Source organism: Pseudomonas sp. P135 (assembly GCF_020312125.1).
Classification (GTDB): Bacteria; Pseudomonadota; Gammaproteobacteria; order Pseudomonadales; family Pseudomonadaceae; genus Aquipseudomonas; species Aquipseudomonas fragariae.
In genome coordinates this window covers 70,619-84,302 of sequence record NZ_JAGPYR010000008.1, presented here as the reverse complement: position 1 = coordinate 84,302, position 13,684 = coordinate 70,619, and the positions used below count along the sequence as shown (strand labels likewise).

At 61.2% G+C, this 13,684-nt stretch carries 15 protein-coding genes; 8 read left to right on the top strand and 7 right to left on the bottom strand.

The window, feature by feature from the left end:
* Positions 1–104 precede the first annotated feature (104 nt).
* Genes glgX through KBY08_RS14420 form a run of 5 tightly spaced genes read left to right on the top strand, consistent with a single transcriptional unit; the run spans position 105 to position 5,330 of the window.
* The gene (gene glgX, locus KBY08_RS14440; protein WP_011268142.1) at positions 105–2,288 is read left to right on the top strand and encodes a glycogen debranching protein GlgX; all 2,184 of its coding nucleotides are present in this window, start codon (positions 105–107) and stop codon (positions 2,286–2,288) included.
* Positions 2,285–3,298 carry an acyl-CoA dehydrogenase family protein gene (locus tag KBY08_RS14435; protein WP_111522307.1) on the top strand — a complete coding sequence of 338 codons (1,014 nt, stop codon included), beginning with the start codon at positions 2,285–2,287 and terminating at the stop codon, positions 3,296–3,298. The genes glgX and KBY08_RS14435 overlap by 4 nt, the downstream gene beginning before the upstream one ends.
* Positions 3,299–3,311: 13 nt before the next feature.
* Positions 3,312–4,085, top strand: coding sequence for a PIG-L deacetylase family protein (locus KBY08_RS14430; protein ID WP_054091933.1), 774 nt, complete (start codon positions 3,312–3,314; stop codon positions 4,083–4,085).
* Positions 4,082–4,708 (top strand): SAM-dependent methyltransferase, encoded by a 627-nt coding sequence (locus KBY08_RS14425; protein ID WP_060409404.1) that lies wholly within the window; start codon positions 4,082–4,084, stop codon positions 4,706–4,708. Before KBY08_RS14430 ends, KBY08_RS14425 begins: the two co-directional genes overlap by 4 nt.
* A complete protein-coding gene (locus tag KBY08_RS14420) occupies positions 4,677–5,330 on the top strand; it encodes a glycosyltransferase (RefSeq protein ID WP_003400627.1) in 654 nt (217 codons plus the stop codon). The genes KBY08_RS14425 and KBY08_RS14420 overlap by 32 nt, the downstream gene beginning before the upstream one ends.
* Before the next feature lie 9 nt (positions 5,331–5,339).
* On the opposite strand, the gene KBY08_RS14415 is transcribed toward KBY08_RS14420, so the two are convergent.
* The 4 genes from KBY08_RS14415 to pcaD form a co-directional block, all read right to left on the bottom strand.
* Complete coding sequence (locus KBY08_RS14415) at positions 5,340–6,380, bottom strand: alpha/beta hydrolase family protein (protein ID WP_011268147.1); 1,041 nt, start codon at positions 6,378–6,380, stop codon at positions 5,340–5,342.
* A 376-nt stretch (positions 6,381–6,756) separates the two neighbouring features.
* Positions 6,757–7,365: an FMN-dependent NADH-azoreductase gene (locus tag KBY08_RS14410; RefSeq protein ID WP_011268148.1), complete on the bottom strand. Its 609-nt coding sequence runs from the start codon at positions 7,363–7,365 to the stop codon at positions 6,757–6,759.
* A gap of 74 nt (positions 7,366–7,439) precedes the next feature.
* Positions 7,440–8,399, bottom strand: a complete 960-nt coding sequence (locus KBY08_RS14405; protein ID WP_111522308.1) for a LysR substrate-binding domain-containing protein — start codon at positions 8,397–8,399, stop codon at positions 7,440–7,442.
* Positions 8,400–8,479: 80 nt separating this feature from the next.
* Positions 8,480–9,271: a 3-oxoadipate enol-lactonase gene (pcaD, locus tag KBY08_RS14400; protein WP_011268150.1), complete on the bottom strand. Its 792-nt coding sequence runs from the start codon at positions 9,269–9,271 to the stop codon at positions 8,480–8,482.
* A 126-nt stretch (positions 9,272–9,397) separates the two neighbouring features.
* Here pcaD and KBY08_RS14395 point away from each other — a divergent pair, with 126 nt between their 5' ends.
* On the top strand, positions 9,398–9,766 hold the full coding sequence (locus KBY08_RS14395; RefSeq protein WP_011268151.1) for an MmcQ/YjbR family DNA-binding protein: 369 nt from the start codon (positions 9,398–9,400) through the stop codon (positions 9,764–9,766).
* Here KBY08_RS14395 and KBY08_RS14390 read toward each other — a convergent pair.
* Together KBY08_RS14390 and KBY08_RS14385 are read right to left on the bottom strand one after the other, a co-directional pair.
* Positions 9,761–10,195 (bottom strand): DUF1294 domain-containing protein, encoded by a 435-nt coding sequence (locus KBY08_RS14390; RefSeq protein ID WP_011268152.1) that lies wholly within the window; start codon positions 10,193–10,195, stop codon positions 9,761–9,763. The genes KBY08_RS14395 and KBY08_RS14390 overlap by 6 nt on opposite strands.
* Positions 10,192–11,022, bottom strand: a complete 831-nt coding sequence (locus tag KBY08_RS14385; protein ID WP_003400617.1) for an undecaprenyl-diphosphate phosphatase — start codon at positions 11,020–11,022, stop codon at positions 10,192–10,194. The genes KBY08_RS14390 and KBY08_RS14385 overlap by 4 nt, the downstream gene beginning before the upstream one ends.
* 251 nt (positions 11,023–11,273) lie before the next feature.
* Between KBY08_RS14385 and pnuC the strand changes: the two genes are divergently transcribed.
* Both pnuC and KBY08_RS14375 read left to right on the top strand, forming a co-directional pair.
* Positions 11,274–11,837 carry a nicotinamide riboside transporter PnuC gene (gene pnuC / locus KBY08_RS14380; RefSeq protein WP_003400615.1) on the top strand — a complete coding sequence of 188 codons (564 nt, stop codon included), beginning with the start codon at positions 11,274–11,276 and terminating at the stop codon, positions 11,835–11,837.
* Complete coding sequence (locus KBY08_RS14375) at positions 11,834–12,379, top strand: AAA family ATPase (protein WP_024641519.1); 546 nt, start codon at positions 11,834–11,836, stop codon at positions 12,377–12,379. The genes pnuC and KBY08_RS14375 overlap by 4 nt, the downstream gene beginning before the upstream one ends.
* Here the strand turns inward: KBY08_RS14375 and KBY08_RS14370 are convergent.
* Positions 12,356–13,681 carry a sigma-54 dependent transcriptional regulator gene (locus KBY08_RS14370; protein ID WP_011268154.1) on the bottom strand — a complete coding sequence of 442 codons (1,326 nt, stop codon included), beginning with the start codon at positions 13,679–13,681 and terminating at the stop codon, positions 12,356–12,358. The genes KBY08_RS14375 and KBY08_RS14370 overlap by 24 nt on opposite strands.
* Between the last annotated feature and the right edge of the window lie 3 nt (positions 13,682–13,684).

Sequence of the window (13,684 nt, the reverse complement as noted above, 5' to 3'; positions counted from 1 at the left end):
GATGAGGCCTGCTACACCCCCTTAGATTATCGTCAGTATCGGAGCCCGCGGCTTCGATAGCGGCCTTGGCCGCTCAGAAAATCATTCGACGTCAGGAAGTCACCATGAATACGAAGTCCACTACACCGGCAGAAGATAATTCAGCCCCGCTAGACAACCCTGGCAGTACCCCGTCTCGCATTCGTGAAGGACTTCCCTTTCCTCTCGGTGCAAGCTGGGATGGCCTGGGCGTCAACTTCGCCCTGTTCTCGGCAAACGCCACCAAGGTAGAGCTGTGCCTGTTCGACTCCACTGGCGAAATCGAACTGGAGCGCATCGAACTTCCGGAATACACCGACGAGATTTACCACGGCTATCTGCCGGATGCGCACCCGGGCCAGATCTACGGCTATCGCGTGTACGGCCCGTACGATCCGAAGAATGGTCATCGTTTCAACCACAACAAGCTGCTGATCGACCCGTACGCCAAGCAACTGGTCGGCGAACTGAAGTGGTCGGAAGCGCTGTTCGGTTACACCATCGGCCATCCTGACGGCGACCTGAGCTTCGACGAGCGCGACAGCGCCCCTTTCGTACCGAAAAGCAAGGTGATCGATGAGGCCTACACCTGGGGCCGTGATCAGCGCGTTGGCACGCCTTGGGATAAAACGATTTTCTACGAAACCCACGTACGCGGCATCACCATGCGTCACCCTGAGGTGGCCGAAGAGCTGCGCGGCACGTTCGCCGGTCTCGGATCAGCGCCGGTCGTCGAGCACATTCGCAAGCTGGGTGTGACCTCCGTCGAGCTGCTGCCGATTCATGCCTTCGTCAACGACCAGCATTTGCTGCAAAAGGGCATGACCAACTACTGGGGCTACAACAGCATCGCGTTCTTCGCCCCGGACCCGCGTTACCTGGCAAGCGGCAAGATTGCCGAGTTCAAGGAAATGGTTGCGCACCTGCACCACGCCGGTCTCGAGGTCATCCTCGATGTGGTCTACAACCACACCGCTGAAGGCAACGAATTGGGCCCTACCCTGTCGATGCGTGGTATCGACAACGCCTCGTACTACCGCCTGATGCCGGACGACAAGCGCTACTACATCAACGACTCGGGCACTGGCAACACCCTCGACCTGAGCCACCCTTGCGTATTGCAAATGGTCACCGACTCGCTGCGTTACTGGGCTTCGGAAATGCACGTCGACGGCTTCCGCTTCGACCTGGCGACCATTCTGGGCCGCTACCACGATGGTTTCGACGAACGCCATAGCTTCCTGGTCGCCTGCCGTCAGGATCCGGTGCTGCGTCAGGTCAAACTGGTCGCCGAGCCGTGGGACTGCGGTCCGGGCGGCTACCAGGTGGGCGGTTTCCCACCAGGCTGGATGGAATGGAACGACAAGTTCCGCGACACGGTTCGTGCCTTCTGGAAAGGCGACGAAGCTCAACTGGCCGACTTCGCTGCACGCATGACCGCGTCCGGCAACATGTTCAACCAGCGCGGTCGTCGTCCGCAGGCATCCGTGAACTTCATCACTGCTCACGATGGTTTCACGCTGCATGACCTGGTGTCGTACAACGACAAGCACAACGAAGCCAACGACGAAAACAACCAGGATGGCAGCAACAACAACCTGTCCTGGAACCATGGCGTCGAAGGTCCGACCGAAGATCCGGAAATCAACAGCCTGCGTCTGCGCCAGATGCGTAACTTCTTCGCCACCCTGCTGCTGGCACAAGGCACGCCGATGATTGTTGCGGGCGACGAGTTCGCGCGCACTCAGCACGGCAACAACAATGCCTACTGCCAGGACAGCGAGATTGGCTGGATCAACTGGGATCTGGACGAAGATGGCGAAGCGCTGCTCAAGTTCGTCACCCGCGTGATCAAGCTGCGTCAGACCTACCCGATCCTGCGTCGCAGCCGCTTCCTGGTAGGCGACTACAACGAAGAGATCGGCGTCAAGGACGTCACCTGGCTTGCTCCGGATGGCAACGAGATGAGTGTCGAGCAGTGGCACGATGCCAATGGCCGTTGCCTGGGCATGCTGATGGATGGTCGCGCACAGGAAACCGGTATCCGTCGCGCGGGTGCCGACGCCACGCTGTTGCTGGTGGTCAACGCGCATCACGACGGCGTCAACTTCACCCTGCCGGAAGTGCCTGAAGGTACCCATTACGAGTGCCTGATCGACACCAATCAGGATGATGCACGCAGCAAGGAGCACTTTGCGTTCGGTTCGCAATACACCGTAACGCCGCGTTCCCTGCTGCTGTTCGAACTGAAGCGTGAAGACCAGCAATGATTGATGCCTTGAGTGAGTTCCTCGACTGGCGCAAGCACGGTTATGCCGATACGCGTGCGCTGGGCGAGTGCTTACAGGCATTGGTCAATGAAGGTCTGGATCAGCTTCCCCTGCCTGCCCGCGGTCAGACACTTGAGCGCTGGCGGGCGCTGGCCTGCGTTGCAGGTCACGACCTGGGGTTGTGCAAGTTGTACGAGGGGCACACAGACGCCTTGGCAATCATGGCCGAACTGGGTGCCCCGCCCCCCGAACAATTCAGCACCTGGGGCATGTGGGCGGCAGAGCCGCCACAGGCACGGGTGAATATCAGCGGCGCAGGTGATGCCTTGCGCCTGCACGGCCGCAAGGCATGGTGCTCAGGCGCTTCGGCGTTGAGCCACGCATTGATCACGGCATGGGACGTCGATCATCACCAGCAGCTGGTTGCAGTACGCCTTGACCAGCCCGGCGTACACATGACCAGCGACGGTTGGCGCGCAGTGGGCATGGGTGCGACCGGCAGCATTGATGTGGTCTTCGACAACGCCATCGGTCAAGCGATCGGTGCGCCGGGTGGCTATCTCGACAGACCTGGCTTCTGGCAGGGCGGCATCGGCATTGCGGCCTGCTGGTACGGCGCATCCCGCGCCATTGCGCAGCGCCTCCTTTCACATGTCGCCAAGCGCGAAGAGCCGCACGCCCTCGCGCACCTCGGCGCTGCGGACGTAGCGCTGCATGCCGCAATCGATGTGTTGCGCGCCGCTGCCACGCACCTGGATCAGGCCCCGACCGATAATGCCGAAGTGCTTGCCAGACGCTGCCGTGCTTATGTCGAGCAAGCCGCCGATCTGGTGATCCAGCATGTGGGCCGGGCCGTCGGCGCCGGGCCTTATTGCAAAGACCCGCACTTTGCCCGGCTGATCACCGATCTGCCGGTTTTCCTGCGTCAGAGCCACGCCGAACAGGACCTGGCGGCATTGGGCCAGTTGGCCGGCAAGGCGTTGCCCGCTGCACGGACGTGGTCACTATGAGAGCGTATCGAACATGAGTGAAGGGTTCGTAGTGAGTGATGACGAGTCCGGCCAGGGTACTTCCCTCGCCGCCTGGAATGCTTCGACCAGGCTGCACGGCCTGCCTGTGATCACCGCTGACCTGCTGGTGCCGACCAATTGCCGAGCCGTGATCATCGCCCCGCACCCGGATGATGAAGTATTGGCCTGTGGCGGTCTGATGAGCCAGTTGGCACAACTGGAACGCAATCTGTTACTGATCTCGGTCACCGATGGTACAGCCAGCCATCCAGGCTCCACGCTCTGGCCCGTCGATCGTCTGTCCAAAGCCCGACCTGAGGAAAGTGCCGAAGCCTTGAATCGCCTCGGCATACCTGCCGAGCGCCTTGAGTGGTTGCGTGGTGGCCTTCAGGACGGCGCCGTGGCCGCAGCGGAAGATCAGCTGGTGACTTTTCTTGAACAGCATCTGGGCCCTGCCGACGTGGTGTTCGCCACCTGGGCAGAAGATGGCCACAGCGACCATGAAGCGGTCGGCAGAGCCAGTGCCAAGGCCTGCGCGTCAACCGGAGCACAGTTCCACGAAGTGCCGGTCTGGGCCTGGCACTGGGCTGACCCTGAAGACCAGCGTCTGCCGTGGGACAGAGCGCGCAAGCTGCTGCTCGATCCGGTGACGCTGGCCCATAAACGCAATGCCGCCCAGGCGTTCACCAGTCAGTTGCACGGTGATCCGGCCATCGGTCTTTCCCCGGTTTTGCCGGACACAGTGCTGGAAAGGCTGCTGCAGCCCTTTGAAGTGGTGTTCACATGAGCGTCGAGGACAGTTATTTCAATGAGCTGTTTCTCAACAACGATGACCCGTGGGCATTCAAGCAACGCTGGTATGAACGGCGCAAGCGCGCCCTGACCCTGGCGGCCCTGCCCCGCGAACGCTACCGCTCGATATTCGAGCCCGGCTGTGCCAACGGCGAACTCAGTGCCGACCTTGCCGGGCGCTGCGATGCACTGGTGTGCTGCGACACCTCGAATCTGGCGGTGGATCTGGCACGCAAGCGTCTGGCCGACCAGCCCCATGTCCGAGTGTTGCAGGCGCGTTTGCCGCAGCAATGGCCGCAGGGCGAATTCGACCTGATCGTCTTCAGCGAGATAGGTTATTACCTGGACGCCGACGACCTGCACGGCCTGATCGACCGCGCACTGGCGGCCCTGACACCGGACGGCCAGTTGCTCGCCTGTCACTGGCGGCCCGATATCGAAGGCTGCCCGCTGAACGCCGAGGCGGTTCACGACATCCTTGCTGCACGCTTGTCCATGCACCGACTTTTCAGTCATCACGAACAGGATTTCCTGCTGGACCTGTGGAGTCGTGATGGAACATCCGTAGCAGAACAGGAATTCTCCGATGATCGGCATTCTGATCCCGGTGCACAATGAAGAGCAGTTACTCGACTTGTGTCTCGAAACGATAAAGCAGGCGGCTGCACACCCCGACCTCAAGGGCGAATGCGTGGAAGTGCTGGTGGTTCTCGACAGCTGCACCGATCGCTCGGCGGAGATCGCACGGGCGCATGGCGTGATGATTCTCGAAGTGTCGGCGCGCAACGTGGGCCAGGCTCGGGCACAGGGCGCGGAGTTTCTTCTCGACCGGGGCGCACGCTGGCTGGCGTGTACCGATGGCGACAGTACCGTGGCCAACGACTGGCTTGCCGAACAGCTGGCGCTGGATGCCGACGCGGTGTGCGGAACGGTGACGCCCGGCGACTGGAGCAAGGACATCTCGGCGGCCGCACAGGCCGCTTACCTGCAGCATTATCAGCACCGTGACGGCCACCGACACATTCATGGTGCCAACCTGGGCGTCAGCTCGATTGCGTATATCAGCGCCGGTGGATTTCCGGCACTGCCCTGCCACGAGGACGTGCACCTGGTTCGGCAACTGGAATTGATCGGTGCGCGGATTGCCTGGAGCTGCCGCCCGAAGGTCACAACCAGCACCCGCCTCGACTCGAAAGCCAGGGGCGGGTTCGGCGATTTTCTGAGTTCGCTGAATGCCTGAACGGCGTGTTTACTGATGATGCGCCGTCTGCATGCCTGAACGGTCATCGTCGGCGGAATTGAGCGCCGCACTGAAGAAGCGCACCGCTTCGGCACTCAGGTTACGGTGAATATCCTCGCGGTCCACGCCGTCAGGGTCATTGCACAGCAACGGCGCACTCGCGCGCTGCTCATCACTGCACGGTGCCATGAAGACAAAGTGCCCTGCGCCGGCGAGTAACTTGTAGTCGGGTGGCTGCGGCAGCTTGCGCGCCAGCGCCTCTGCGTTTCGGTCGATCGCCAGCAACTGATCGTCATCCCCCGCGTACATCAGTACCGGCACGTGCACATCACCCAGCGTATGACGGCCGAACATCAGACTCAACGGGGCCATCAACATCAATGCGCCGACCCGCGGATCCGCCTGAGCGTGAAGGTCATCACGGTCCGCGACCAATTCGCCCTGCGTCTTGCACGCATCACGGTCTGTCGGGCGCTCGGCGCAGTACTGACGCAGACGCTGCAGATCAGGTTGTGCGCCGGCGAGAATCAGCGCGGTTTCGCCACCGGCCGAATAACCGATCACGCCCACTTGCCGGGCATTGAGATAGGGGGCCAGCAAGGGGTCGAGCAAGGCCGTGCTGATCGCTTCGGAAATCTGCAGCGGTCGCCCGTACAGGTTACTCAGGCTGCCGAGACGGCTGTGATCGCGATCATTGTCGCCAGGATGGACCACGGCAACCACCACAAACCCCTGGCGGGCCAGCGAAGTAGCCAGGTCATGCAGTGCCAGCGGGGTACCGGTGTTGCCGTGCGACAGCAACAACAAGGGGAAACGGCCCATTGCGATGGGCGCTTCTTCACCGGCCTCGACACGGTAACCATGAAGCATGCTCACTTGCTCGGCCGCGGTCGACGGGTAAAAGGCGATGGCCTCGACCGGCTGGGAATCCAGCGGATCAGGGAAACTCAACTGGTGATAGCCCGCGCTCCAGGACTCATCCGCCTGAGCGTGCACCGAAACAAGGCTATCGAGCAGGAAAACCAGCATCACTGCACAAAGACGTACCATGGCAAGGCCCAACCTTTGCAAATCCGGAACCTCGTCCGGACAATCCATCAAGCGCTTGTGTCGAGCATCATGCTCCAGCGCGCCGTTCCCACCCAGATATGAGTGTTGAAAACAGAAATAGTGCACAAGCCGGGCCATAAACTGCCCGTTGTTTTTTTGCGAGGGCAGATATTTCCGCCAGCCTGACAAGGCAGTGCTCGAAAAGGCTAGTCTAGTCCCCTAAGAACCCCGCTACCTGTAAGAAAGCTGTCAAGGTTGTATCCCGTCAGCGCGCCGTTCAGCGCAGCCCATCGCCATGCATCAGAAACAAAAAAACTCCACAACCCGGCAGGAAAACCCCGCGCAGGTTGTAGAGTTTCGTGAAGACGGCTTTTGATCAGGCCGCGAACAGCTCGTTCTGGATGTAGTGCTGAGCAGCGCTCATGGCGCTGGCACGCGGCTCTTCGCCATATGCCAGGCCGTGGGCGCGGACGAATTGCAGGTCGGTGATACCGATGAAGGCGAACAGCGCCTTGAGCAGCTCTTCGTGACCTACGCCAGTGGGTTGCCCGGCGTGCAGACCGCCCGAGGTAGAGACGATAATGACTTTCTTGCCGCCACACAGGCCTTCAGGACCTGCTTCGGAGTAACGGAACGTGCGACCCGCGATCAGAATCCGGTCAAACCAGGCTTTCAGCTGGGTCGGGATGGTGAAGTTGTACATGGGTGCGCCGATGACCAGCACGTCCGAATCGAGAAACTGCTGCAAGGTGGCTTCGTTGCCTGCCACTTCCTGCTGCTGGGCGGCGTCACGGACTTCTACCGGCGTGCCCGCTGCGGCGAGGCTGGCGGCTGAGAAATGCCCAAGCGCATCGCTGGCCAGATCGCGGTAGGTGACCTGGCTGTCGGCGTGCGCAGTCAGGTAGGCCTGGACAACCTCATGGGTCAGCTGACGCGAAGCAGAGTGATCGCCGAGGATGCTGGAGTCGAGGTGCAATAGATTCATAACGTAGCTCCCATAAGAAAATCGCCACTGAGCGATGAAGTGGCGAGCATCCTATCCTTGATCGCAATAGATGATTAGTGGTCTTGAATGCGACTGTTCGTTCTATTGAGAGAACAATAGAGTGAGTCAGGGCTCAGGCTCAGCTCTTTGAATGAGGTCTCTAACACATCCAGCAGGCCTCTGACGGCAGGAAGCAGACCACGGCGCGAGGCGAACACGGCATGCACGATGCCGCACTTGGGTCGGTGCTCGCTGAACAGCTCTACCAGGCGTCCGTCCTGCAAGGCTTCCCTGACAATCAGCTCGGGAAGCTGGGCCACACCGACACCCTGCAACGCGGCCTGCAGCATCATGTCCAGGTCCGAACTGATGAGCCGGGGCGTGTGGCGTATTTCGGCATAGTGGCCGGGGTGCGTCTCCAGCAACCAGCGGTGCTCATGATTCGAAGAAGGCATGTCGAGGCTGGGCAGCGTCGACAGCGCGTCGAGAGAAGGCGTTGCCGACAGCCTGGCCGCCAGGTCGGCGCGTGCCACCAGACGCTGGGCACTGTGCCCAAGCTTCTTGACCACCAGCCCGTCGTCCTCCAGCGGTGGAAAGCGCACACGCAGCGCAATGTCGATGTTCTCGGTCAGCGGGTCGACGCGTCGGTTGGTACTTTCGACCTGGATCTGAACCTTGGGGTGCTCGGCCGCGAAACGGGCGATGGTCTCGTTGAAGCCCATCGCCGCCAAAGCAGGGGGACAACTGATCACCACCCTGCCCTGCGGTTCGGATTTGGAACGCAGGATGGCCTCTTCGGCCGCCTCGGCCTCGACCAGCATGGCCACGCAGTGAGCGTAATAGTCACGCCCGCTTTCGGTGACCGCAAAGGTGCGCGTCGAGCGGTGAATCAGCCGAACACCCAGGCGCTCCTCGAGTCCGGCAATGCGCCGGCTGAGCTTGGACTTGGGGATCCCCAGCTTGCGGCTTGCCGGCGCAAAGCCGAGGCACTCGACCACCTGGACGAAATAAAACAGATCGTTGAGATCAAACACCCGGCCACCTCGTTTTCAGAGCCGGGAGTATGCAGCGCCGTGCCCCGTGCCTCAAGACCGGGACGGAGGATCGCGCCGGGTCATTCGGCAGTCAGAAATGCCAGCACCGGTACAGTGAATGCCTCACCCGCTTCGACACTGGACAGGTGCGCCGCGTGCAGTTCGATGATCTGCGCTCCCTTAATCCGTTCGACCATGAAACGCCCGTCCGCCGGGGTCGTTACAGCATCCTGCGTGCCACAGACCACCAGCACCGGCAGCTCGATGGACGCGATCTGCTCCCGGAAATCCGCATCGCGCACAGCCGCGCAATTGGCCGCGTAACCCTGTGGCGAGGTGCGTGCCAGCATGCCGACGACCGTGTCGACGGCAGCAGGCTCGGCGTCCGCGAAGGATGGTGTGAACCAGCGTGCGATCGAGGCATCGCGCAACGCGACCATGGCTGCCTGGCCGTCACGCAGCACGGTTTCGATGCGAGGATTCCAGACATCGGGGTTGCCGATTTTGGCGGCCGTATTGCACAGAACGACCTTGTGCAGGCGCTGCGGCGCATTGATTGCCAGCCATTGGCCGATCAGCCCCCCCATGGACAGGCCGCAGAAGAAAGCCTTGTCGATGCCCAGCGCGTCGAGTAGCGCCAACACGTCGCGAGCGTTTTGCTCGATGCTGTAACTGCCCTCGCTGACCAGCGATTTGCCATGGCCGCGCGTGTCGTAACGCAACACCTGAAAGTGCCGGCTAAAGGCAGGCACCTGGTTGTCCCACATGTGCAGATCAGTGCCCAGGGAATTGGACAAGACCAGCACCGGCGCGCCCGCAGGGCCTTCGAGCAGGTAGTTCAGTTGACCATCAGCGAGTTGCACGGCAGACATTCGAGACTCCGGAGAAAGACAAAGCTGCACACTAATGAGTGTCGCAGCAGCATACAATCGGCTGATCGAATATCCGTGCGGCTATCGAACAGCTTACCGTGCGCCGTCAAAACCCAGGGAGCATCCATGCCAAAGAGCCCGCAAAAGAGCCTGCACAAGGAGGACATCGCCAGATTCTGCCTCGATCTGCCGGGTGCGCGTGAAGACTACAAGTGGGGCGGCGTGCGGGTTTTTTCCGTCGCCGAAAAGAAAATGTTCGCGGTCATGGGTCTGACCGGCGAGGACCTTGCGTTCAAGGTCCACCCGGAATTGTTTCTGGGTTACGTGGATCGACCCGGCATACGACCTGCGCCCTACCTGGCGCGTGCGCACTGGATCAGCGTGGCAAACGTACAGACGCTGAGCGCCGATGAGTTGCGCGATCTGCTGACCCGCTCGCACCAGTTGGTGGTCGGCAGGCTGCCGAAACGGCAACAGATCGGCCTGAAGCTATAACGGCAACAGCTGCACAAGCCGCTTGCCCAGAAACAGCCAGTCAATCCACAGCGCCTGATGCAGCAGCACGATCAGCCAGAATACGACCTGAAAAGACACCTTGCGGGTCTTGTGCCGGAACACCTGCTGCGCCAGCAGCGCGCCGGGCCAGCCGCCGAGCAGCTCGACGCCATGCAGGACGTTCTCCGGCGTGCGCTGGCCCGCGTTGCCGGCCTGTCGCTTGTCATGCCGGTAAAGCACGAACGCCAGCAGGCTCATGACGATCAGGACCAGCGCCGGAATCGGCGTGACTTGCCTCAGCCACAGCGACGCCGTGCCGTAGACCGGTAACGCACACAGCAGCAACAACGCCAGGACCTTCAAGCGCAGTTGCCGGACCGGCGACCTGCCACGGCTGGCTGGCCGTGACGACTCGCGGCTCGCTGTCATGCCTTGGCCGATGCCCAGTCGATCCAGCCGAACTGCCAGGTCGCCAGAATCAGCAGGCCAAAAGCGATGCGATACCAGGCGAACACCGCATAGCTGTGAGTGGCAATGAACTTGAGCAAACCGCGCACTGCGATCATCGCAAAAATGAACGAAGTAACGAAGCCGATAGCAAACACCGCAAAGTCGTCCGGGCGAAACATGTCACGGTACTTGTAGCCCGAATACACCGCGGCACCGACCATGGTCGGCATGGCCAGGAAGAACGAGAATTCGGTCGCCGCCTTGCGGGACAGGCCGAACAGCAGGCCGCCAATGATCGTCGAACCCGAACGCGAGGTGCCGGGGATCATCGCCAGGCACTGTACCAAGCCTATTTTGAGCGCATCGCTCCAGCTCATATCATCGACGGTTTCGGTGCGCACGGTGTGCTCGCGGCGCTCGGCCCAAAGCATGATCACCCCACCGATGACCAGCGCCGTGGCCACGGTAATGGCATTGAACAGGTAGTGGTGAATGGTATCGGCGAAGATCACGCCCAGCACCACGGCCGGCATGAAGGCGATCAGCAGGTTGAGGGTGAAACGCTGCGCTTGTTGCTGTTTGGGCAAACCCACGACGACGTCGAGGATCTTGCGCCGAAACTCCCAGACTACTGCCAGAATCGCCCCCAACTGAATGATGATGTTGAAGGCCATGGCGCGCTCGCCGCCAAAATCGATCAGGTCGGCGACGATGATCTGATGCCCGGTACTGGAGATCGGCAGGAACTCCGTCAGCCCTTCTACAACACCCAATATCAACGCCTGAGCAGCGGTCCAAAGATCCATCATTCCCCCATGAAGCGATGCCGCAGGCTCGCTGTTTAATGTTGTCGTGTAAAAAATGCTTGCCACTATGCCGCTACATGCCTGAACGAAGCTTGAAGAAACTCGCGCAAATGCACGGCGCGGAATGCTAGCAGACCTGCACGCACAACGCCTGCTGACGTAAGCTCTGGCGCAACACAAGCTGCACGCCGCGCGCAGAAGCGCATACAATCGCCGGCCCCACCCCTCACTACCCTCACCAAGGAGCCGCCATGTCCGGGCTTGAACTCTTCGCTGCCGCCATCGGCGTTATCGCAGTCTGGCTGACAGTGAAGCAGAATCCCTGGTGCTGGCCAATCGGCCTGGTCATGGTGGTGATTTACATCTGGATATTCTTCGACGTGAAGCTGTATTCGGACATGCTTCTGCAGGTCATCTACGCAGGCCTGCAGGTCTATGGCTGGCTGCAATGGACCCGGCACGGTGACGGCCTGCCGGTCAAAGCCGTAACCACGTTGCAGAACAGTTCGGTGCTCAAGGGGCTGGCGGTCGGCGCACTCATCAGCGTTGCACTGGGTGCCGGCATGGCGCATTTCACCGATGCTGCACAACCCTGGCTGGACGCCGCGTTGACCGGGTTCAGTCTGGTGGCGCAGGTCTGGATGGCGCAAAAACGCGTTCAGTGCTGGCCGCTGTGGATCCTGCTCGATGTGATTTTCGTCGGCCTGTTCATCTACAAGGAGCTGTACCTGACGGCTGCGCTGTATGGCTTGTTCACCCTGCTGGCGGTACAGGGCTGGCGCGAGTGGCGTAACGATCTGGCGCTGGCGCGATGAAAGTTCTGGTCCTCACCGGCCCCGAGTCCAGCGGCAAGAGCTGGCTGTCGGCGCAAATACAGCATAGGTTTGGCGGCCTGCTGGTCGGCGAATACGTCCGGCAGTTCATCGATCAGCAGGGCCGCGATACCGATTACGCCGACATACCGGCCATCGCCCGGGGCCAGCTGGCCTGGGAGGACGCCGCGCGCAGCGCCGAGCCAAACTTGCTGATACTCGACACGCACCTGTTGAGCAACATGCTCTGGAGCCGCACCCTGTTCGGCGATTGCCCTGCGTGGATCGAACAGCAACTGCTGAGCCGATCCTATGACCTGCACCTGCTGCTGTCGCCCGAAGGCGTTGACTGGATCAGCGACGGCCAGCGCTGCCAGCCGCAGTTGGGTGAACGCCAGGCCTTTTTCGACGCCAGCCGGGAATGGCTGGAACACCACCTGCAGGCTTACCGGGTAGTGGGCGGTAACTGGGAGCAGCGCCGCGAACAGGCGCTGACCGCTGTCTCACAGTTGCTGGGCGACTCAGCGGATCTGGTGCTTGTGTAACAGCCGATAGAACGTTGGCCGCGAAATACCCAGCACTCTGGCCGCCACACTCAAATTGTCACTGTGGCGCGTCAACACGTCGCACAACGCCTGACGCTCGGCACGCGACTTGTAATCCTCCAGCGTCCCCATGCTGCCAATGCTGTCCTCTTCGCCAAGCAGGCCCAGGTTTGCCGCCTCTATCTGCCTGCCTTCGGCCAGCACCAGCCCGCGCCGAACGCGACCGGCCAGTTCGCGCACATTGCCCGGCCAATCGTGCTTGCCCAGCGCCACCAGCGCATCCTGACTGAAACTGCGCGCCCGCCTGCCGGTTTCCTGACTGTACAAATGGGCGAAATGGTTAGCCAGCAGCGCCAGATCGCCATGGCGCTCGCGCAGCGGCGCTACACCGACCTGCAGTACATTGAGCTGGTAATACAGGTCATCGCGAAAGCGCTTTTTGCGTACGGCCGTTTCAAGATCCTCGCGAGTCGCGGCCAGCACCCGCACATCCACTGCAATCGGTTCGCCGCCGTCCGCGCGTTCGATCTGCCGGTCTTCGAGAAAGCGCAGCAGGCTCGCCTGGGTATCCAGCGGGAGCTCACCGACCTCATCGAGCAACAGCGTGCCGCCGTCTGCGGCCTCAAGCAGCCCGACCCTGCGCTCTTGAGCATCGTCAAATTCGCCGTCCTCATGACCGAACAGCACGGCGTGGATCGACTGCCCGTCAGGCGTTGCGCAATCAACGACGATAAAGGGTTTGTCACGTCGCAAGGACTGAGTATGCAGGCTGCGCGCGATCAGTTCCTTGCCCGTGCCCCGCTCGCCCCTGATCAGTACCGGCGAATCGGTGGGCGCCAGTTTGCTCAGCAGCCTGCGCAATTCACGGACAGGCCGACTGTCGCCGAGCAGCTCGGGCTCCGCGCTGAATTGCGATGGCGCGCCCTGCACATTCGGGTGCCCGGCAGTCAATGCTCTGTCCAGCGAGGCATGCAGCCGACCGGCATCGAAAGGCAGCGTATGGAAGTCGAAAAACCAACGGCAGACGAAATCGCCGATTTTCTCACGTCGCAAATCACTGGCTGACAGCACTGCAATCCAGCGCACCGGGCTGTTAACGAACAGCGCCTCGAGCCTGGACACGTGTTCAAAATGATCGGACGTCAGGTGAATGAGGCCTACATCACAATCAGAAATGATTGCCGAACCCGATGGGCTTTCCTGCACCGTCCAGCCGGCTGCGATCAGAACTGCGATCAATGGATGACAGTCGTCACCGCCGTCGAGCATTAACAGACGTCGTGTTGGGGCCGATCCATGCATGAA